At 51.1% G+C, this 21,430-nt stretch carries 14 protein-coding genes; 8 read left to right on the top strand and 6 right to left on the bottom strand.

The features are described from left to right. Positions 1-16: 16 nt before the first annotated feature. Positions 17-2,590, bottom strand: a complete 2,574-nt coding sequence (gene gyrA, locus ABD852_RS02585) for a DNA gyrase subunit A (RefSeq protein ID WP_345026447.1) — start codon at positions 2,588-2,590, stop codon at positions 17-19. 425 nt (positions 2,591-3,015) lie between these two features. Here gyrA and ABD852_RS02580 point away from each other — a divergent pair, with 425 nt between their 5' ends. The 5 genes from ABD852_RS02580 to ABD852_RS02560 all read left to right on the top strand — a co-directional run bounded on the left by ABD852_RS02580 (position 3,016) and on the right by ABD852_RS02560 (position 12,754). Next, entirely contained in the window at positions 3,016-4,320 is a 1,305-nt protein-coding gene (locus tag ABD852_RS02580) for a gluconate:H+ symporter (RefSeq protein ID WP_345026446.1), read from the top strand. Positions 4,321-4,499: 179 nt separating this feature from the next. Continuing rightward, positions 4,500-4,964, top strand: coding sequence for a RidA family protein (locus ABD852_RS02575; RefSeq protein WP_345026445.1), 465 nt, complete (start codon positions 4,500-4,502; stop codon positions 4,962-4,964). Positions 4,965-4,989: 25 nt separating this feature from the next. Further along, complete coding sequence (locus ABD852_RS02570) at positions 4,990-6,102, top strand: D-TA family PLP-dependent enzyme (RefSeq protein ID WP_345026444.1); 1,113 nt, start codon at positions 4,990-4,992, stop codon at positions 6,100-6,102. A gap of 523 nt (positions 6,103-6,625) precedes the next feature. Continuing rightward, entirely contained in the window at positions 6,626-11,206 is a 4,581-nt protein-coding gene (gltB, locus tag ABD852_RS02565) for a glutamate synthase large subunit (RefSeq protein ID WP_345026442.1), read from the top strand. Positions 11,207-11,242: 36 nt separating this feature from the next. Beyond that, positions 11,243-12,754 (top strand): glutamate synthase subunit beta, encoded by a 1,512-nt coding sequence (locus tag ABD852_RS02560; RefSeq protein WP_345026441.1) that lies wholly within the window; start codon positions 11,243-11,245, stop codon positions 12,752-12,754. Between the two features lie 78 nt (positions 12,755-12,832). Here ABD852_RS02560 and ABD852_RS02555 read toward each other — a convergent pair whose 3' ends face one another. The 3 genes from ABD852_RS02555 to nadE form a co-directional block, all read right to left on the bottom strand. Further along, positions 12,833-13,390, bottom strand: coding sequence for a collagen-like triple helix repeat-containing protein (locus ABD852_RS02555; protein ID WP_345026440.1), 558 nt, complete (start codon positions 13,388-13,390; stop codon positions 12,833-12,835). A gap of 173 nt (positions 13,391-13,563) precedes the next feature. Further along, complete coding sequence (locus tag ABD852_RS02550; RefSeq protein WP_345026439.1) at positions 13,564-14,829, bottom strand: MFS transporter; 1,266 nt, start codon at positions 14,827-14,829, stop codon at positions 13,564-13,566. A gap of 20 nt (positions 14,830-14,849) precedes the next feature. Continuing rightward, positions 14,850-16,895, bottom strand: coding sequence for an NAD(+) synthase (gene nadE, locus ABD852_RS02545; protein WP_345026438.1), 2,046 nt, complete (start codon positions 16,893-16,895; stop codon positions 14,850-14,852). 274 nt (positions 16,896-17,169) lie between these two features. Between nadE and ABD852_RS02540 the strand changes: the two genes are divergently transcribed. The 3 genes from ABD852_RS02540 (at position 17,170) to ABD852_RS02530 (ending at position 19,924) form a co-directional block, all read left to right on the top strand. Beyond that, positions 17,170-18,726 (top strand): helicase HerA-like domain-containing protein, encoded by a 1,557-nt coding sequence (locus ABD852_RS02540; RefSeq protein WP_345026437.1) that lies wholly within the window; start codon positions 17,170-17,172, stop codon positions 18,724-18,726. 94 nt (positions 18,727-18,820) lie between these two features. Next, complete coding sequence (locus tag ABD852_RS02535; RefSeq protein ID WP_345026436.1) at positions 18,821-19,612, top strand: L-fucose dehydrogenase; 792 nt, start codon at positions 18,821-18,823, stop codon at positions 19,610-19,612. A gap of 42 nt (positions 19,613-19,654) precedes the next feature. Further along, complete coding sequence (locus ABD852_RS02530) at positions 19,655-19,924, top strand: hypothetical protein (RefSeq protein WP_345026435.1); 270 nt, start codon at positions 19,655-19,657, stop codon at positions 19,922-19,924. A 158-nt stretch (positions 19,925-20,082) separates the two neighbouring features. Here ABD852_RS02530 and ABD852_RS02525 read toward each other — a convergent pair whose 3' ends face one another. Together ABD852_RS02525 and hemB are read right to left on the bottom strand one after the other, a co-directional pair. After that, on the bottom strand, positions 20,083-20,268 hold the full coding sequence (locus ABD852_RS02525) for a hypothetical protein (protein WP_345026434.1): 186 nt from the start codon (positions 20,266-20,268) through the stop codon (positions 20,083-20,085). 101 nt (positions 20,269-20,369) lie between these two features. Next, complete coding sequence (gene hemB, locus ABD852_RS02520; RefSeq protein WP_345026433.1) at positions 20,370-21,344, bottom strand: porphobilinogen synthase; 975 nt, start codon at positions 21,342-21,344, stop codon at positions 20,370-20,372. Positions 21,345-21,430 lie beyond the last annotated feature (86 nt).

Raw genomic sequence — 21,430 nt, 5'->3', positions numbered from 1 at the left:
GTTTAAGTTGCTTGTATTACTCTTCTGTTTGGTTGCTGTCCATATCCTGCTGTTCATCAGCAGACTCGCCTGCGCTTCCGGAAATTCCTTCTGCCGGCACCTCATTTTCCGCCTCGTTTTCTACATCCTCATCCTCTTCCCGCACGAGCCTGGTAACAGAAGAAATCTCATCGGTTGAACCTAGCTTGATGAGTTTTACTCCCTGTGTGTTCCTTCCGGCCAGTCGCACATCCGAAACTGCCATCCTGATGGCAATTCCGTTTTTGGTAATGATCATCAGGTCATCCTGTTCGGTAACCTCTTCTATCGAAACCAATTTGCCGACTTTCTCGGTGGCGTTCATGGTGGTAACGCCCTTTCCTCCCCGGTTGGTGATACGGTAGTCCCCGATATCGGAACGTTTTCCGAAACCATGTTCGGAAACTACCAGCAGCTGGGTATCTTCCCGTGAGATACATACCATGCCGATCACCTTATTGCTCTGGTCCTCAGAGTCAAGGTTGACGCCCCGCACCCCGGTTGCGGTACGCCCGATCGGCCGTACCGTTTTCTCGTTGAACCTTACGGCCCTTCCGGCGCTGGTCGCGATTACAATTTCGTTGTCACCGTTGGTTAGGGCAACATTCAGAAGACGGTCTCCTTCGTTGATGTTGATCGCGATAATACCATTCTGGCGTGGCCGGGAATAGGCCTCAAGCAGCGTTTTCTTGATAACCCCCTGCTCGGTACACATAATGATATAGTTGTTGTTAATGTAATCCGGATCACTCAAGGTCCGTACATTAATCACGCTCCTGATCTTATCGCCCGGCTCTATGCTCAGGATGTTCTGGATAGGACGGCCTTTGGCACTTTTCGAACCTTCAGGAAGTTCATATACCTTCAGCCAGTACAGCTTACCGAACTCGGTAAAGAACAGGAGATAATTGAGCATGGTTGCAGAGAACAAATGCTCGGTAAAGTCCTCCTCTTTGGTCTTGACGCCGCGGGCGCCTACCCCGCCCCTGCTTTGGGTACGGTATTCTGCCAGTTGGGTACGTTTGATATATCCCTGGTGAGAAATGGTAATCAGCATTTTCTCATCGGCAATCATGTCTTCGTCGCTGAATTCTTCGGCGGCGTATTCGATCTGCGTGCGCCTGGCATCACCGTACCGGTCTTTGATTTCAGACAGCTCGGTTTTAATGATGTCATATTTCCGCCATTCGTTGGCCAGGATGTCCTTCAGATCTTCGATCAGTTTCACCAGCTCATTGTATTCCTGAACGATCTTTTCTCTTTCAAGACCGGTCAATCGCTGCAGACGCATTTCCAGGATCGCTTTGGCCTGGATCTCGGAGAGGCTGAACTGCTCCATCAACCCGGTTTTGGCAACTTCCGGATCCCTTGAATTCCGGATAAGCGTAATAACAGCGTCGAGATTATCGAGCGCGATCAATAAACCTTCCAGAATGTGCGCCCGCTTTTCGGCTTCCTTGAGCTCGTATTCAGTTCTGCGGGTAATCACCTCGACCCGGTGCTCGATGTAGTAACGGATCAGGTCTTTGAGGTTCAGGATCTGCGGCCGTCCTTTCACCAGCGCTACGTTGTTAACGCTGAAAGAAGACTGGAGCGGGGTGAACTTGTATAAGTGGTTAAGAACGATATTGGGAATCGCTCCTTTTTTGAGGTCGAAGACAATCCGCATCCCGTCCCGGTCCGATTCGTCGCGGATATCGGCAATGCCGTCCAGTTTCTTATCATTGATGAGGCCGGCGATCTTTTCGATCATCTGCGCCTTATTGGTCATGTAAGGAATTTCGGTAAAGATGATCTGCTCTTTACCGGTTTTGGTCTCTTCGAAATGCGACTTTCCCCTCACCACAACACGTCCCCGGCCGGTCTCGAAGGCAGACCTCACGCCCTGGTACCCGTAGATAGTCCCTCCGGTCGGGAAGTCGGGCGCCTTAATGAACTGCATCAACTCGGAAACGGAAATTTCCGGGTTTTCGATATAGGCGATGGTGCCGTCAATTACCTCGGAAAGATTGTGCGGCGCCATATTGGTAGCCATTCCCACGGCAATTCCCGAAGATCCGTTGACCAGCAGGTTAGGAAACTTTGCCGGAAGAACGGTCGGTTCCCGTAGCGAATCGTCGAAGTTGGGTTGAAAGTCGACGGTATCTTTATCAATGTCGGTGATAAGCTCATCGGCAAGTCTTTTCAGACGCGCTTCGGTATACCGCATTGCCGCCGGCGAATCGCCGTCGATTGATCCGAAGTTTCCCTGGCCGTCGACAAGCAGGTAGCGGAGCGACCACTCCTGGGCCATCCTGACCATAGTGTCGTAAACAGAAGCATCGCCGTGCGGGTGATATTTTCCTAGTACCTCTCCTACGATCCGCGCAGATTTTTTGTGCGGACGGTTGTATCTGACGCCCAAATCCTCCATCCCGAATAATACCCTCCTGTGAACAGGTTTCAGCCCGTCGCGTACGTCCGGAAGCGCGCGTGAGATAATTACGGACATCGAGTAGTCGATATACGCGCCACGCATTTCGTCCTCAATATTAATGGGGATTACGTTTTGTCCGGATGATGATTCCTCCATAAAAAGTTTTAAGGTGCTTTGTTCTAACTTACTTTAAAATATGGCAATTTAATCAAAATAAACCGATGTTTCCACATTTCCGCAAGCCAAATTACGTAATTAATGCTGGCTTAAACAAAAACCATACCTGGCGGACGGCTATTTGCCTTTTTGAATTTTCAGGGCCGGGAGAACCGGTTATCTCCCGGTAGCGGCAAGGCCGGAGTTGGTAATAGCGGAATGTATTTTTGAGGAAGGAAGTACCCAGGAATCGGCACTCCCCGAAACCGGTGACGAACCGCCGCCCGGGCCACGGCCGCCGCGATGCGCCGGGTATATGACGGCTCTGATCCTGCTTTATAACATAACGAAATTGCAAAAACTACATTATATATCGGCAAATACCTCCTTTTCTGTCGAAACGGAACCACCTAAATCCAGAAACTGTGCTACTCCTTTTAGTTTTTTTAAGTATACTTTGCCTGGTTCTCCTGATTTCCTGGGTAAAGCTCGACACCTTCATATCCTTTCTGCTGGTGTCCATCGGGCTTGGGTTTTCCGTCGGGCTTTCCGTTCCCCAGATTTCGGCTGCGGTTCAGAAAGGCATTGCCGGCACCCTCGGCGACCTGGTAATGATTGTGGGATTCGGCTCGATGCTTGGCAAGCTTGTCGCCGACAGCGGCGCGGCGCAGCGCATTACCGACGCGCTTATCAAATTATTCGGGCGTAAATACATGCTTTGGGGGCTGGCCCTGGCCGGGTTCGTCATTGGCATCCCGTTGTTTTATAACGCGGGTTTCATGATCGTGATCCCGCTGATTTTTATGATTTCGTCTGCGGCTAAGATCCCCATGCTGGTAGTGGCTGTGCCGATGTTGTCTGCGCTGTCGGTTGCGCACGGTTACCTGCCCCCGCACCCCTCTCCCGCCGCCATTGCCTCGCAGCTACAGGCCGACCTGGGGAAAACGCTGATCTATGGGGTTATCGTGTCCATCCCGGCTATTGCCATTGCCGGACCTATTTTCGGGAAAACCCTGGGGCGCTTCAAGCCCAACCCTAATACAGGCATGTTCAATCTTACGCCCCGGCCGGAATCGGAATTGCCCGGTCTGGGGATCAGTGTTTTGTGCGCTTTGCTACCGGTCATCCTGCTGGTAAGCATGTCGCCCATAAAAAATCGCTTCCCCGGCCACGCCGTACTGGAACTACTGGCCGAGCCGTGGTTCGGCATGCTTTTGTCGGTCCTGTTCGCCGCCGTGATGCTTGGCGTCAGGCGGGGAATGCCTATGCAGAATGTTTCCAAGGCATTTGAGGAGGCGATTAAAGGTGTCGCCGGCATCTTATTGATCGTGGCCGGCGCCGGGGTATTCAAGCAGGTTATGACCGAAGGGAATATTAATTCTTACCTGGGCGACCTCCTTGCCGGAATGAATGCTCCACCGCTGATACTGGCCTGGGGAATTGCAGCGGTAATCAGGGTCTGTGTGGGGTCTGCTACCGTTGCGGGCCTTACGACCGTAGGTATCCTCGCTCCGCTGCTGCAGGCCTCAAACGTATCGCCTGAGCTGACGGTGCTCGCTATCGGTTCCGGAAGCCTTATGTTTTCGCACGTAAATGACGGTGGTTTCTGGTTGTTCAAAGAGTATTTTAACATCAGCATCAAAGATACCATCCTGACCTGGTCTTTAATGGAAACCATTGTTTCCATCGTGGGATTAATCGGGGTCCTGCTGCTTAATCTGGTAGTTTGACATTCCTGCTAACAGATAATCAGAAAACACCCGCGTCGACCTGCCCTCAGGATTTGCCAAATAAGTTGAATAACACTAATTTTGGCTCTCCTCACTCTCTTTTTTAACAGATGGCTTCTACTCCGCTCAAAACAGGGATCGAGAAGTGATTTTCTTATTTAACTAACCGGATTATCAGAATGACACCTCAAAGCAAATTCGAAAGCTTAGGAATTGAATTGCCGCCTGCCCCCAAACCCGCAGGTGTTTATAAACCTGTTCTCCTCGTTGATGACCGTTGGCTTTATGTTTCGGGGCATGGGCCGTGCCTTCCTGATGGCACCCTGATGAAAGGCCGTGTCGGAAAAGACTTTGACATGGAGGGTGGTAAGGCGGCCGCACGCCAGGTCGGGATTTCCATTATTTCTACTCTAATCGCACAGGTAGGCTCACTCGATCGCGTGAAACGTGTGATAAAGGTATTGGGAATGGTGAATGGTACGCCGGATTTTGAGAGACACCCTTATGTGATCAACGGCTGCAGTGAACTATTTGCCGAAATCTGGGGAGAAGAAAACGGTATTGGCGTGAGAAGCGCTGTAGGTATGGGAACTTTGCCGGACAACATCCCGGTTGAAATAGAAGTGCTGTTTGAGCTGAACTAGTTTCAAAATAACTTTCATTACAGATATGCCCGCTTGGTACGAACTGAAAGACCCGAATCAGGTAGATTCGCCTGCTTTGGTCGTGTATAAAAAAAGGATTGAACAGAACATTAATTTTATGACCCGGATCGTGGGCGGCGATACCTCGAGGCTTATCCCTCATGTGAAGACGCACAAGATGGCTGAAGTGGTAAAAATGCAGTTGGCCGCCGGGATCAGCAAATTTAAATGTGCTACAATAGCCGAGGCAGAAATGCTGGCTCAGGCCGGAGCCAAATGGGTCCTGATTGCCTACCAGCTTACGGGGCCGAAAATTGACCGGATGCTTGAGTTGATCAAGGCTTATCCCGATGTGCAATTCGGATCGCTGATCGATGACCGCAATGTCGCCAAACATTTAAACGACTACATCAAGGGGAAGAAAGCTTCATGGCTGATTTTCGTTGACGTTAACGTGGGTATGAACCGTACCGGTCATGCCGTTAATTCAGACCTGCTCAACTTGTACGAGTACGTTTATAAGCTTCCCAACCTGTTACTGGCCGGTATACATGTATATGATGGCCACATCAGGGAGAAGTTCTTCAAGGACCGGAAGGTGCAGGCGGACCAGGCGCTGGAGCAATTGGCGGTTTTGTATGAGTTTATCGAAATCAACGGCCTGCCTGATCCTTTCGTCATTGCCGGAGGCACGCCTACCTTTACGGTGCATGCGCTGCGTAAAGGCGTGTATTGCAGTCCGGGGACCTGCCTCTTCTGGGATGCCGGTTACGGTGACCAGTTCAGGGAACAGCCTTTTGTCTACGCAGCCCTGGTGCTGACACGTGTCATTTCCAAGCCTGCTTCAGGTACGATTACGCTTGATCTCGGCCATAAGGCAATCGCGGCCGAAAACCCGATCGACAAAAGATTCAGGCTGCTTAACCTTCCGGATGCAGAACTGGTCAGCCAAAGTGAGGAACATGCCGTGGTCAAAGTCAGTAACTGGGACAGTATCTCCATAGGTGACGTATATTATGCAGTTCCTTACCATATCTGCCCTACCGTGGCGCTGCATGGCTATGCCTCGGTAGTGGAAGACGGTGAAGTCTCCGAAGTTTGGGAGGTAACCGCCAGGAACAGGAAGATCGTGCATTAGTGCGCTGATATTCTCCGCCAGGAGAAAAAGGGGTGACATGCTGTTTTACGGCCATGTCACCCCTTTTTTGATTTCGTTATTCCGCCGATTGTGTGTCGCTTAATTGCCCTTCAAACCGACCAATTGCTTCGGCGAACAGAGCGCACCATTATTACCAATGGCCATCATTTAAATTCTGAGATTTCAATAAATACAGACTTTAATAATTGCCTTTCCCGAAATCTCGGAATATTTCATTTTTTTCTCTGCTCAACAATAAAACCGGTTATTTATACAAATTATATATAATTAAATTTTTATAAATATTCCTATACAAGTTTTTCCTATACTCCTATTCTTTATTTGGTTGAATAAAATTTTGAAAAACACCTGAATAGCCAAATTTTTTTATTACTTATTTTGCAGAAGATTTATGCTTCGGCCTGGCCTGACCGGATAACCGTATTCTCAAGGCTGCTCCGGCGGGCTTTGTCAGAAAGCATAGACATATTCCAGATGTGTAACCTTTATCATATTTAGTCAGATGTCATCAGAAGTATTGGAAAAGGAAGGACTTTATCGCAGCGAGTTTGAGCACGATGCCTGTGGTATCGGTTTCAGGGCGCATATCAAAGGCCACAAGTCGCACCAGATTGTTGCAGATGCGATCCATATGCTGGAAAGAATGGATCATCGCGGCGCTTGCGGGGCAGATCCTAATACGGGCGACGGAGCTGGAATACTGATTCAAATCCCTCATGAATTTTTCGTAAGCGAATGCTCCAGGCTCGGTTTCCAGTTGCCTTCGCTGGGCGCTTACGGGGTAGGTATGGTATTTTTCCCCCAGGACCCGACCGTGAGGGAGGAGTGCCGCAATATTCTGAACCGGAAAATCAAAAAACTGGGTTTGACCCTGCTGGGCTACCGCAAGGTTCCTACCCTTAACGATACTTTAGGAGAAGGCTCGCTCGCCGTGGAACCTTATGTTGAGCAGGTTTTTATCCAACGCCCGGAATTACTGGCCGACGACCTCGATTTTGAACGGAAGCTCTATATCTTCCGCCAAGTTACCAGCAGGCTTATCAACGAATCCGTCAAAGGTGCTAAAGGCTTGTTTTACTTTACAACTGTATCGAGCCGGACGATTGTTTATAAAGGTCAGCTGACCACAGCCCAATTGCGGTATTATTTTCCCGACCTTGAAAACGAAGAAGTGGTATCGGCCCTGGCGGTGGTGCACTCCCGTTTCTCAACCAATACTTTCCCTTCCTGGAAGTTGGCACAACCCTTCCGGTACATCGCGCACAACGGCGAGATCAACACCGTAAAAGGAAACGTAAACTGGATACGGGCAGGAGAGAAATCATATAACTCCGAATATTTCACGCGCGAGGAAATGGACATGATCCTCCCGATTTGTGAGAAAGATCAATCGGATTCGGCTAACCTGGACAATGCTATTGAGCTGCTCTACCTGAGCGGCCGTTCATTGCCGCACGTGATGATGATGCTGATTCCCGAAGCCTGGGATGGCAATGAGCAGATGGATCCGGCCAGAAAGGCATTTTACGAGTACCACGCGGCCATTATGGAGCCGTGGGACGGGCCGGCGTCCATTTCTTTTACCGACGGGAAAATGGTAGGTGCAACACTCGACCGGAACGGTTTGCGCCCCTCCCGCTACTGGGTGCTGAACGACGACACTATTATTATGGCGTCGGAAGCGGGTGTTCTCGAAAATGTAGATCAGTCCAAGGTCATCCTGAAAGGGCGTTTGCAACCGGGCCGGATGTTTATTGTAGACATGGAGCAGGGTCGGATCATTCCTGACGAAGAGGTCAAGTCGGAAATATGTTCGAAACAACCCTACCAGGAATGGCTGAACGAAAACAAATTGAAAGTAGAAGACCTCGGAAACCCCATCCGGATGTACCGCAACTACGACGATCAGGCGCTTTTGAAACGCCAGATCGCTTTCGGGTTTACTTCTGAGGACCTACGCATGATCCTCGCCCCGATGGCGCAAACCGGGATGGAAGCAGTCGGGTCAATGGGTACCGACGTACCGCTGGCCGTACTTTCTGAACAAAGCCAGCATCTTTCCAGCTACTTCAAGCAGCTTTTTGCACAAGTAACCAACCCGCCGATCGATTCAATCCGGGAGCGGGCAATCATGTCCCTGATCTCTTTTGTGGGTGGCGGGGAGAACCTGCTGGAAGAAGGCCCGAAGCATTGCCGCCAGATTGAAATCCCGCACCCGGTACTGACAGTTTCCGAGTTTGACAAGCTGCGTTTTGTCGATAAAAGCCATTTCCAGGCCAAAACCATTAATACCTATTTCAGGTCTGACCAGGGAGGAGCCGGCCTGGAACGGGCGTTACGGCGTATCTGCCAGTATGCTGAAGATGCGATAGAGGACGACTTCGAAATCCTGATTCTTTCGGATCGTTCCATTGATTCCAACCACGCTCCTATCCCCTCGCTCCTGGCGACCGCGGCGGTACACCACCACCTCATCAGGAAGGGACTTCGGGGAAAAGTCGGGCTGCTCGTTGAACCTGGTGACGCCTGGGAAACACACCATTTTGCCACCCTGATCGGCTACGGCGCATCAGGCATCTGTCCCTATATGGCTTTCGAGACCATTTCGAGCATGAACCGGAACGGCATGATCGAAGGTAATTTTGAAGACGACAAGCTTTATTACAACTATATCAAGGCTGTCAATAAGGAGTTGCTTAAAATCTTCTCCAAAATGGGTATCTCTACTCTTCAGTCTTACCAGGGCGCGCAGATATTCGAGTGTCTCGGCCTGAACAAGGAGGTAATCGAGAATTACTTTACCGGTACCATTTCCCGCATCGGCGGTCTCGGGTTAAATGAAATTGCGCGCGAGGTGCTGGTTCGCCAGAAGGTAGCCTATCCCGAAGGCCCGGGGCTGAATCAAAAGCTGGAAGTGGGCGGTGTATACCAATGGAAACAACGCGGGGAATCTCACATTTTCAACCCGCAAACCGTTCACCTGCTCCAACATTCAACCCGTACGAACGATTACCAGCTTTTCAAAAAATACAGCAGGCTCATCGATGATCAGACTCAAAAAGCGCTGACACTCAGAGGCCTGACAAAATTCCGGAAAGGCACTCCCATCTCAATTGACGAAGTCGAGCCGATCGAGCACATTTTCAGGCGCTTCGCGACCGGTGCGATGTCATTCGGTTCTATTTCCTGGGAGGCCCACACTACCCTCGCAATTGCGATGAACCGGATCGGCGGAAAGTCGAACTCCGGTGAAGGCGGCGAGGACGAACTGCGCTATACCCCAAAAGAAAACGGCGACAACCTGAATTCCGCCATTAAACAGGTGGCTTCGGGGCGTTTCGGTGTAACCAGCCATTACCTGGCCAATGCGCGGGAGCTGCAAATCAAAATGGCGCAAGGTGCGAAGCCCGGAGAAGGCGGGCAGTTGCCCGGTCATAAAGTCGACGACTGGATCGGCCGTACGCGCCACTCTACGCCGGGCGTGGGGCTCATTTCTCCCCCGCCGCACCACGATATCTATTCGATCGAAGATCTGGCTCAGCTTATCTTCGACCTGAAAAATGCAAACCGGGATGCCCGGATCAGTGTAAAACTCGTATCCGAGGCGGGTGTTGGGACGATTGCTGCCGGGGTAGCCAAGGCACATGCCGATCATATCCTGATCTCGGGTTACGACGGCGGCACCGGTGCTTCACCATTGAGTTCCATCCGGCACGCCGGTCTGCCGTGGGAGCTTGGATTGGCCGAGGCGCACCAGACGCTCGTAAAAAACAAACTCAGAGGCCGTGTTACGGTTCAGGCCGACGGTCAGCTGCGCACCGGTCGCGACCTGGCCATTGCCGCCCTGCTGGGCGCCGAGGAATGGGGCGTAGCTACTGCTGCGCTGGTAGCCGCCGGCTGTATCATGATGCGGAAATGCCACCTCAATACCTGCCCGGTAGGTGTGGCCACCCAACGCAAGGAACTGCGCGCCCTGTTCAGCGGAAAACCGGAACATGTAGTCAATATGTTTACCTTCATGGCGATGGAACTCCGGGAAATAATGGCACAGCTCGGTTTCCGGTCGGTAGATGAAATGGTAGGGCAATCGCAGTACCTTGAATTCCGGAAAGACCTGAACCACTGGAAGCACAAGAACCTGAATTTTGACGCCATCCTTTACCGGGAAGATGCCGGGCTGGAGGTAGCACAATTCAAACAGGAGGACCAGGACCACGGCATTTCGGAAGTACTTGACTGGACGCTCATCGATAAAGCACAGGCGTCTATTTCCCGGAAAGAAGAAACCTACGGTGAGTTCCCGATTTCCAACCTGAATCGCTCTGTGGGCAATATGCTCTCGCATGAAATTTCAAAAGTTCACGGCGGAGCCGGTTTGCCGAAAGGCACGATCCACTTCAAATTCCGGGGAACTGCCGGTCAGAGTTTCGGTGCGTTCAATACCAGCGGGATTAAACTCGAGCTCGAAGGTGACGCCAATGATTACTTCGGCAAAGGCCTTTGCGGAGCGGAACTGATTGTATACCCCGACCGCGATGCGAAATTCAAGCCGGAAGACAATATTATCATCGGGAACGTTGCCTTTTACGGGGCCACCGCCGGAAGCGCCTTTATCAGGGGTACTGCCGGAGAACGTTTCTGTGTACGAAATTCAGGGGCACATGTGGTGGTGGAAGGAGTAGGCGATCACGGTCTCGAATATATGACGGGCGGACTGGCGGTTATCCTCGGCGAAACCGGCCGGAATTTTGCCGCCGGAATGTCAGGCGGAGTCGCCTATGTATGGGATCACTCCGGGAAGCTGTCGGAAAACGTCAATACCGAAATGGTTGACCTGGCACCGCTCAACGAAGAAGACGAGGCCATCCTGAGGGAATTTGTAGACCGTCATTTCCAGTACACTACCAGCAATGTGGCATTCGGATTGCTGCAAAACTGGAGCAAGGGCGTACAACAATTCGTAAAAGTTATGCCACGCGACTTTAAAGCCGCTCTGGACGAACGCGGTATCTCGCTCACCGAGCAGATCAAAGACAAGAACGTCGTGTACAAAGACATCGTAGTGGACGTAATCGCTTCCTAAAATATTCAGTATCCAAATATTAGAATTTCAGAACCAATGGGAAAAATAACGGGATTTTTAGAGTTCGACAGAGAACTTCCCAAAAAACGATCGGTTGAAGTAAGGGTGCAGGATTACAAGGAAATTGAACCGATACCCACAGAAGAACAGTCTACCCGGCAGGCCTCCCGCTGTATGGATTGCGGAATACCTTTCTGCCACAACGGTTGCCCCCTCGGAAACGTGATACCGGAGTTTAATGACGCCGTATATGAAAAGAACTGGAAGCTCGCTTACGAAATCCTGAGTTCTACCAATAACTTCCCCGAATTTACCGGCCGTATCTGCCCGGCCCCCTGCGAAGCCTCTTGTGTACTGGGCATCAACAAGCCGCCCGTAGCGATAGAACTGATCGAAAAATCGATCATTGAAAAGGCTTACGAACTGGGGCTTGTACAACCTAAAATCCCGGAGAAGCGTACCGGGAAAAAAGTAGCCGTAGTGGGTTCGGGCCCGGCGGGATTGGCCGCTTCGGCACAGCTTAACCAGGCCGGCCATACGGTAACGTTATTTGAACGGGCCGATCAGATCGGCGGACTGCTTCGCTACGGCATCCCGGATTTCAAGCTGGACAAAGCTACGATTGACCGCAGGATAGCTGTTATGGAGGCAGAGGGTGTCATATTCAAAACCGGGGTAAATATTGGTAAAGACATCGGCGCCAACGACCTGCTCAATGATTTTGATGCGGTGGTGCTCACCATCGGGTCAACTGTGCCCCGCGACCTGAAGATTCCCGGGCGTGAGCTGAAGGGGATCTATCCGGCTATGGAATTCCTGAGCCAGCAAAACAAGCGGGTAGCAGGAATTGACCGCACCTACGACCACCGCGGTGTGAAATATGCCAATGGCGAACTGCATGCGGGCGGTAAAAATGTCTTCGTAATCGGCGGCGGCGATACCGGTTCTGATTGTGTGGGTACTTCCAATCGTCACGGCGCCAAATCCGTGAACCAGATTGAGCTCCTGCCCATGCCGCCGAAAGACCGCGATGCCTCCACACCATGGCCGAACTGGCCCATGATGTTGCGAACCTCCACTTCACACGAAGAAGGTTGCGAGCGTTCGTGGTCCATTAACACCAAGGCCTTCATTGGCGACGAAGAGGGCAACTTAAAGGCGCTCCAGATCGTAAAACTCGACTGGCAGACAGACCCGGAGACGGGCCGTATGCAAATGAAAGAAGTAGCTGGCTCAGAAGAGGAAATCGCATGTGAACTGGCTCTTCTTGCGGCCGGGTTCCTGCACCCGCAGGCGGAAGGGATTGTAACCGACCTTGACCTTGAACTGGACGAACGGGGAAACATCCGGACCAACCAATACCAGTCCATATCCAACCGGAAGGTATTTGCGGCCGGAGACTGTCGCCGGGGACAATCACTGGTGGTATGGGCGATCAGCGAAGGCCGCGAGGCCGCACGTGCAACGGACCAGTACCTGATGGGTGAGTCATTGCTGGAGGCCAAAGCCTTGTCTGTTTTCAACTCCGAATTCGCGGATGTTTCCTGACGGGCAGAATCAGGCACGAACCACAAAAAAGCCGCTGAACTTCATGTTCAGCGGCTTTTTTGTACGCGATTTCGACGCTTACCTGGCTTCCAGTTTCACCACCTTGGCCTCATCAATACCGTAAGCTTTTGCCACCTCTTCATAGTTGGAAAGATCTACCGCAGCTTTCCGTTCAGGCGCTTTGTCGGCGGGGATCACCACTACCCTGAACAATTGGTCCTTGGTCCAGGTATTATCCAGCGTTGTAAGGTCAATTGTACCTTCCAGGAAGAATTCCACATCATACTGGGTGAAGTCGAAATTGTATTGGAAGAACCCGGTATTAACCGGCACAACCAACGGGAGCGCCCGCCAGATTTTCGCTTCTTTACCGCCAATGGTGGTTACGTCATAGTTCAGGTAAACCATCACCACGTCTGTGTCATACACCTCCAGTTTACTTGGCATTGTTATGGACTGACGGTATTGATTGGCCGCGGTAAAAGTAGCAGACACGTCAAAAACCGCAGGCAGAATTTCGGGGCCGGCCGGGCCTTCGGGACCTTGCGGCCCGGGCAGCCCCTCGGGGCCGCGACAGCTTTGAAACACAAAAGCTACTCCCAATATGAGTGCGGACAATAGCGCGAATCTTTTCATAATCAGCAAAAATTTATAGGTAAAAACTACTTGACTGTTTTATTACAACGGTGGTTAGATCCACCTTTTGTTGTATCGTTTAACGTACACCGGGCGAAAATAGCCTGCCGGGCCGGGAATTTTGCAATTATTAACACAAATGCGCTTCGGAAAACCATCCCGAAACCGGCCGTTCATAAATGCATGCGTTTCCTGTCGCCGGGGATAAACAGGGAGCTGACCAACGTAATGACCATACAAAACGTCATATAGTAATAAAATCCGTCGCTATGGCCGACATTTTTAAACCAAAGTGCGATATACTCCGCTGTTCCGCCAAACAAGGCAACCGTCATGGCATAAGGAAAGCTGACCCCCAGCGAACGTACATGGGCCGGGAACAGCTCTGCTTTGACAATGGCGGAGATGGAGGTAGAAACGGTCAGGATAAGCAGTGCGATCGTGATGTAAAGAATAGCTTCCTGGTTGGTAGTTGCAGTTTCGAGCTGCTTCATGAGGGGGAAGAAGCATACGGTTCCCACCACACCGAACAGCACCATCATGGGTTTGCGGCCCAGGCGGTCGCCCAGCCAGCCGAAGAAAGGCTGGGAAACCATGAAAACCACTAGCGTTACCAGCGTAATAACCGTTGAATCTTCTTTGGAAAAGCCCGCGGTATTGACCAGGAATTTCTGGATATAGGTTGTGAACGTATAATAGGCAATGGTCAGGCCTAATGTAAAACCAACTACCAGGAGGCTCTCTTTGCGGTGTTTGCGCAACGCCGCCAGCGTTCCCCGGTCCTTTTCCGCATGTGATTGTTCTTTAAACTGGTCGGTTTCCGCAAGATTTTTCCGGAGGTACAATGCGGACAGCGCCAGGATCGCGCCGATCACAAACGGGATTCTCCAACCCCATTCCATAAGCTGTGCGTCGCTCAGCACCCACTTTTGCAGGACCAGGAGTACCAGAAGTGCTACGAGCTGGCCCATCGTGGTGCTTACGTACTGGAAACTGGAATAGAGTCCTCTCCGGTTACGGGGGGCTATTTCGCTGAGATAGGTGGCCGCTGCGCCATATTCGCCGCCAATGCTAAGCCCCTGGACCATCCGGGCCACGACCAGCAGCACGGGCGCCAGAATGCCAATGGTTGCGTAACCGGGTGTAAATGCGATCATAAGCGACCCCAGGCTCATCAGGAGTACCGAAAGCGTGAGGCCTGCTTTTCGCCCTTTCCGGTCGGCATAAGCGCCCATCAGCCAACCACCAATCGGGCGCATCAGGAACCCGATGGCGAAAATACCGGCGGTATTCAACAGTTGAGCCGTCTGGTTATTGTCCGGGAAAAAGGAATCAGCGAAATAAAGAGCGAAAACCGAATAGGCGTACCAATCGTACCACTCGATGAGATTTCCGATTGATCCGCCAAAGATGGATTGAAGGTGGGAGGTTCGGGACATGGGATATCAGGAATGCTTATTTAAAACCCGATTTTCCCTTTCCGCCTGCTACTCTTGTCTTTGTCGAAATCCGCGCGCAACAACGCCAGTTCCCTTTCGAATCCGCCCGAAAGAATAGGGAAACGACACCAGCTTCTGGGGTTAAGATTATGGTCGTCCAGATGGAATGACGGCGCATAGCGTTCGCGCTTCCACTGGTTTCTGCTCCACAGCCTGAAAAACCGCTCCGTCCAATGCAGCAGCTGCTCCTTGCTCCAACGCCCGGCAAATTGGTCTTCTACCTGCCGGAAACACTGCAACGGCGACATTTTGTCCCGGATGGCATAATTTTCCAACTCGTTCAGAAGCTCATAAGGCATAAGATCCGCTTCATCGGTTTGTACTTTTTCGAGCGGTCTTAATTCGGCTGTAGGCTGCAATGCGTTGACTTCTTTAAGCCCGGCGATCTGTATATGCCTGCCTTTCACCTCACAACCAACCTTTTCCAGCCAGATGAGCCAGCCCCTGAGCCAGAATTTATCAATTCCGGCGATAGGGCTGATGCTTCCGGCGGTATCACCATCCATTGTCGCATAACCGACGGCGACTTCTGAACGGTTTGAAGTAGCCAGCAGCAGGTTGCCGGACAGGTTGGTCAGCAGCCATACACCCGGCGCCCTGACGCGGGCCTGGATATTCTGAAGGGGTATGTCATCGGTTTCCCAACTCAGGTTTCTCCCGATCTGGCTTTCAATCAACGCTTTGTACCCTTCCACCATCTCATCGATGTTGATCTGGTAAAACGTAGCATTTACTGACTCTGCCAGCGACCGGGCAGAGGACAGCGTTGTATCCGAGCTGTTTCTTGTCCCCTGGTAAATGGTCTCAAGCAAGACTTTTGTGAGCCCTGCAACATCATTGAGGCCTTTTATTTTTGCGATGTAAGAAAGTTTTTCCTTCAGGCCGCTTATCCCGATACTTTCGTCGCCCAGGTAGAGCATGAGGCTTACAAGTGCGGCACAGGCGCTCGAATCGGCTCCGCCAGAGAGAGAAACGGTAAACCCATTGGAGCGGCTTTTCCGCAAATAGTCAAACAGTGCCAGGCAAACCGCGCGCGCAAATTCTTCTTCCTTTACAAAATTGCCTCTTTCAAACGCCTCTGTTTCGGCGTTCTGGACCGGCATGCTTTTTGTCTCATTGAACGAAAAATACACCGGCACCCGCCAGTCGGCCTCCTTCGAGGCTTCCTTTTTATTCTGCACCTGGCTAAGCCTGGTTCTGTCGGTATCCACGATCGCAGAAACAATAAAATAGTCAGCATAGCTGAACCGGGGGCCAGACGCCAGCATTTTCCCGTTGGATGCAATCATGGCATCGCCGTCATACACGGCCTGCCCGGCTTCATTTCCCAGGAGGTTTGTATATACGTAACTACAGCCAAACGCCCGGGACCCCTCCAGGACCAGCTGCTCGCGGGTTCTGTATTTTCCGAATGCGAAATGGCTGGCGCTGGGATTAAGGATAATATCGACCGCACGATCATAATGCCGCTTTCCGGGCCGGTCAGCCACCCATGCATCCTCGCATATCTCGAAGGCAACGCGTATTTTATCGGTACTGCCGGCGCCAATTTCAAAAACAATATCGCCTATTGGGAATTGGATTCCGTCTATTTCAATGCTCCCTACCAAACCTTTTGGCCAGGCATGAAACCATCGGGCCTCATAATGAATGCCGTTGTTGGCAAGAAATTGTTTGCAATAGAAACCGACAATACGCCGATCGGCGATCAGGCAGGCGGCATTATAGAGCCGGTTCTGGTAAGACACGGGAAGCCCCACCGACACGATTATTCCTTCGGTGTGCGGCACAAGATTCAGCAGGACCTCCTTTGATCGCTGAAGCAGGTCGGGAGAAAAGAAGTAATCTTCACACCCGTACCCGGATACCGATAACTCTGGTAGACAAAACAAGCCTACATTTTCTTTTTTTGCCAGCCCGATTGCATTAAGCAGGTGCTTTTCATTGGTATCCCAGGCCATGGGGGTTTGATTAACCACCCCGGAGGCAATTTTAATAACGGGCATAAGTTGTGATAATCGGAACGAAGTATTAAACTATTGCAACTTACAAAAATTGCCCGATCAATGGTAAATCCCCGCCTCAAAACCCGTGCCGGCCCTGAAGCCGCGGTGGGCTGCAAAATGTGATAATAAAGCCGGAAGGGTTGACGTTGCGGCGAAACTTTTTTTGACGATTGGTGCGTATTAAGCGTTAATCATGTAAGTTTGAAAAAGTGAAAACTGTAGCAATTTTTGAAGTTATTGACCTATTTTAACGAAACATTAAAAGCTAATCCCTGTGTCAAAAAGAGATTCATACATCGCTGCCATACAGAAATCCTATACCACCGATAAGCCCACAATCAGGCTGGGGTCAGGCATCCTGGATGGCGAAATAATCAAGGAGGCCGAAATTTATCTTCCTTTGAAAATGATGAACCGTCACGGGCTGGTGGCCGGAGCAACCGGCTCGGGCAAGACCCGTACGTTACAGGTCCTGGCCGAACAGCTTTCCAACGCCGGTGTACCTGTGTTTATGTCGGATATAAAAGGAGACCTGTCAGGGTTTGGCCAGGCCGGACAGTCCAACAAGGCAATAGAAGAGCGCTGCCAGGCCTTAAATGTCACCTTTGAACCACAGGATTTCCCGATCGAATTGTATTCATTGAGCGGGAAATTGGGCAGCCCGATGCGTGCGACTGTACTGGAATTCGGACCGACGCTGCTGGCAAAGGTGCTCGATCTGAACGCAACGCAAACGGGTGTGTTGTCGGTTCTTTTCAAATACGCGGACGACAAGCAACTTCCCATGATCGACCTGAGCGATTTGAAAATGACGCTAAATTACCTGTCTGACGGTCAGGGCGCTGCCGAAATAAAAACAGATTACGGCAGCATTTCCACCACTACGGCGAGCACTATTCTCCGGAAGATTGTCGCATTGGAACAACAGGGAATCGGGGCGATTTTCGGTGAAAAGTCTTTCGATATCGACGACTTGTTGAACCGGGTGGACGGTAAAGGGGTAATCAGCCTGCTGAATGTCTCGGACGTCCAGGACCAGCCGGCCCTTTTTTCTACGTTCATGCTGAGTCTTTTGGTGGAAATTTACAACACATTCCCGGAAGCGGGCGACCTGGATAAGCCCAAGCTGGTATTTTTTCTCGATGAAGCTCACCTGCTTTTTAAAGACGCACCCAAAGTTTTCCTGGACCAGGTTGAGCAGATTGTACGCCTGATCAGGTCGAAAGGCGTGGGCGTATTTTTTTGCTCTCAAATGGCGCAGGACGTGCCCGACAATATTCTGTCCCAGCTCGGGAACCGTGTGCAGCACGTGTTGCGCACGTTCACACCCAACGACGTTGATAACCTGAAGAAAACTGTCAAAACCTTCCCAAGGTCCGACTTTTATGAAATCAGCGAAGTTTTGACAACGCTGGGTACGGGCCAGGCCCTGATTACCGTTTTAAATGAAAAGGGTATCCCGACAGAGGTCGCAGCCACTCATTTGCTGCCGCCCACTTCGGTAATGGGGCCGTTGTCCACGGCAGACTATGAAAACCGGTACCGGAACTCGGAGTTATACCGGAAATACAAAGACACCGTCGACCCGGAAAGCGCTTATGAAATCCTTACCAGGCGCGTTGAGGAGCAAAACCGCGTTGAGGAAAGAGAAAAAGCGGAGCAGGAAGCAGCCAAACAAAGCCGAAGCTCAGGGTCAAGAGCAGAAAAATCTACCTTCGAGCAGGTACTTTCGGCGCCCATCACACGACAGATCGGGCGTGAGTTAATCCGGGGAGTATTCGGAATGCTTACCGGAAAGAAATCGACATCACGATCAAAGGGATGGTTTTAAGGTTTGAGGTGTGAGGTTTGAGGGGCCGGCTTCTGCTTTTCCCTCACCCCTCACACCTTACACCTCACACCTCATCCCTTAAACCCTTTTACAAATGAATCTTAACCTGACAGAAAAAGTAATTATTGTTTCCGGCGGCGCGAAAGGAATCGGCGAAGCCATTGTTAACGTGCTGGCGCATGAGAGCGCAATCCCGGTGATTGTCGGGAGAAGCGAAAAAGACAACCAGAAAGTGGTGGACATGCTTACCGGTCTTGGTTTGCTGTCGTCGCACGTGGTAGCGGAATTGACGGACCCGGCTGCGGCAAAACTGGCGGTAGAGACCGTCCTGAACCGTTACGGGAAAATTGACGGTTTGATCAATAATGCGGGCGTAAACGATGGCGTAGGACTGGAAAACGGTTCTTACGAAGGTTTCATGGCTTCGCTGCATAAAAATGTGGTGCATTATTACCTTCTGGCGCATTATGCATTGCCGGCGTTAAAGGAATCAAAAGGTGCTATCGTGAATATCACTTCCAAAACTGCCGATACGGGGCAGGGAAATACCTCGGGGTACGCCGCTTCGAACGGAGCCAGGAACGCACTGACCAGGGAGTGGGCGGTCGAGTTGCTGAAATATGGCATCAGGGTTAATGCTATTGTAGTCTCCGAGTGCTGGACGCCCCTGTATGAGCGTTGGATCAATACGCTTCCTGACCCTGCGGGCACGAAGGCTGCCATTGAAAAAAATATTCCTTTAGGTCAGCGAATGACTACTGCGGAAGAAATCGCCAATATGGCGGCTTTCCTTATTTCGAAAAAATCGAGCCATACCACCGGCCAGATTGTTTACGTGGATGGCGGCTATGTGCACCTGGACAGAGCTTTGAACAGCCTGACATAGCCCGGCCGGCAATTGAATTCTGAATTAAACTGAATCAATACCATGGACAGCAACGACAAAAAGAAGAAGTTCCCGGGCTATCCACCTTATCCCGGCTCTGAGGATATCTTCAAACGTGGAAAAAGGGAAGCCAGAACACCGGAGGAAGGTGAGGAAGAAGACCTGGAAATGGGTCTTGACGTTCCGGGCAGCGACCTGGATGACGACCAGGAAATGATCGGCAATGAAGACGAAGAAAATAACTACTACAGCCTCGGGGGCGACAATCATGACGACGAAGACAATCCCGATCTGGTTGACGATGAGGATTGATACCTTTGGCCACGAATTCACGAATGAGCCTGGTCTATTCGTGAATTCGTGGCCTTCCGCCGTCATATCGCAACGGAGGGATCTCCCGCATCCTTCACCCAATACTTTAAATAGGATTTTTCTAACAACAGGAGATCCTTCGGCTCCACTGCGTGCCGCTACCATTGACAACAACAAGTTTGGTGCCGCTCCAACCGGAGGGTCATCCCGACCGCAGTGGAGGGATCTCCCGCTCCCCGTACCCAATCCCTTTCAGAGGGCTTTTTTCTTGCAACAGGAGATCCTTCGACTCCGCTGCGCTCCGCTTCAGGATGACCGTCCGGGTGGTAGCCTCCGGCTACCATTGACTTCTATTGACAACATCTATTTGTCATCTCCGCTACAAGGTGTTTTCGCAAAAAACTTCTTTCTCAGGATGACCCAGTGGCCGGCCGTGATGACCGTCTCAAATTTCACCCGCCAGTTCTTTCGCAAAGTAAGTCAGAATAACTTTTGCGCCCGCCCTTTTGATACTCAGAAGTATTTCCAAAGCTATCTTCCGGCCATCCAGCCAGCCGTTACGGTCGGCGGCCTTTACCATGGCGTATTCTCCCGAGACGTTGTAGGCAGCTACCGGAATATCGAAATTATCATTGAGTAGGCTGATAATATCCAGGTAAGACAAAGCCGGTTTGACCATGAGGAAATCTGCTCCTTCTTCCAGGTCAAGCTGTGCTTCGATCAAGGCCTCCCGCTTATTGCCCGGGTTCATCTGGTAGGTTTTTTTATCGCCGAATTTAGGCGCTGACTCGAGTGCGTCCCGGAACGGGCCATAAAATGCGCTGGCATATTTGGCCGTGTAAGACATAATAGAAGTATTGGAGAATCCCGCCTCATCCAGTAACTGCCGGATATGCCCTACCCTTCCGTCCATCATATCGCTAGGCCCTATAATATCTGCTCCGGCTTTGGCCTGGGCAATTGACATTTTACCGAGAATTTCAAGAGTGGGATCGTTCAGGATTTCTCCGTTTACTACCACCCCGTCGTGGCCGTCACTGCTGTAAGGATCCATCGCAACGTCGGTCATCAGGGTAATATCCGGGAACTTTTCTTTTACTGCCGTGAGCGCTTTGAGGTAGAAAGTATCCTCCCGGTAGCTTTCCGAAGCCAGCCGGTCCTTGGTGTGTTCTGCATAATTGGGAAAAAGATCAATGGCACGAATGCCCAGGTCCTGTAATTCCTTGATTTCCTCCAGAAGAAGGTCAGTTGAATGCCGGTATATCCCCGGCATGGAAGACACTTCGGATTTTATTCCGGTCCCTTCCACAACGAACATCGGAAAGATCAGGTCATTAACGGAAAGCCGGGTTTCCTGAATCATATCCCGGATGGCGCCTGATTTGCGATTCCTGCGCGGGCGACGTGAAATACTAAACATGGTACAACAGAATAAAGCAGTTAAGCGGAATGAGCCGGTTCGCTGCCTGGTTAAATCGACATTAAGAAGTCAAAATTAACCAATCT

The sequence above is a fragment of the Ravibacter arvi genome (assembly GCF_039540405.1).
Taxonomy (GTDB): Bacteria; Bacteroidota; Bacteroidia; order Cytophagales; family Spirosomataceae; genus Ravibacter; species Ravibacter arvi.
Note: the sequence above shows the minus strand (reverse complement) of the source record. Positions and strands in the feature narration are given on the sequence as shown.

What these genes read in the sequence shown, in the direction of transcription:
- gyrA (WP_345026447.1), bottom strand. Translation starts at nt 2,590, where the DNA reads ATGGAGGAATCATCATCCGGACAAAACGTAATCCCCATTAATATTGAG.
- ABD852_RS02575 (WP_345026445.1), top strand. Translation starts at nt 4,500, where the DNA reads ATGACACCTCAAAGCAAATTCGAAAGCTTAGGAATTGAATTGCCGCCT.
- ABD852_RS02570 (WP_345026444.1), top strand. Translation starts at nt 4,990, where the DNA reads ATGCCCGCTTGGTACGAACTGAAAGACCCGAATCAGGTAGATTCGCCT.
- gltB (WP_345026442.1), top strand. Translation starts at nt 6,626, where the DNA reads ATGTCATCAGAAGTATTGGAAAAGGAAGGACTTTATCGCAGCGAGTTT.
- ABD852_RS02560 (WP_345026441.1), top strand. Translation starts at nt 11,243, where the DNA reads ATGGGAAAAATAACGGGATTTTTAGAGTTCGACAGAGAACTTCCCAAA.
- ABD852_RS02555 (WP_345026440.1), bottom strand. Translation starts at nt 13,390, where the DNA reads ATGAAAAGATTCGCGCTATTGTCCGCACTCATATTGGGAGTAGCTTTT.
- ABD852_RS02550 (WP_345026439.1), bottom strand. Translation starts at nt 14,829, where the DNA reads ATGTCCCGAACCTCCCACCTTCAATCCATCTTTGGCGGATCAATCGGA.
- nadE (WP_345026438.1), bottom strand. Translation starts at nt 16,895, where the DNA reads ATGCCCGTTATTAAAATTGCCTCCGGGGTGGTTAATCAAACCCCCATG.
- ABD852_RS02535 (WP_345026436.1), top strand. Translation starts at nt 18,821, where the DNA reads ATGAATCTTAACCTGACAGAAAAAGTAATTATTGTTTCCGGCGGCGCG.
- ABD852_RS02530 (WP_345026435.1), top strand. Translation starts at nt 19,655, where the DNA reads ATGGACAGCAACGACAAAAAGAAGAAGTTCCCGGGCTATCCACCTTAT.
- ABD852_RS02525 (WP_345026434.1), bottom strand. Translation starts at nt 20,268, where the DNA reads ATGGTAGCCGGAGGCTACCACCCGGACGGTCATCCTGAAGCGGAGCGC.
- hemB (WP_345026433.1), bottom strand. Translation starts at nt 21,344, where the DNA reads ATGTTTAGTATTTCACGTCGCCCGCGCAGGAATCGCAAATCAGGCGCC.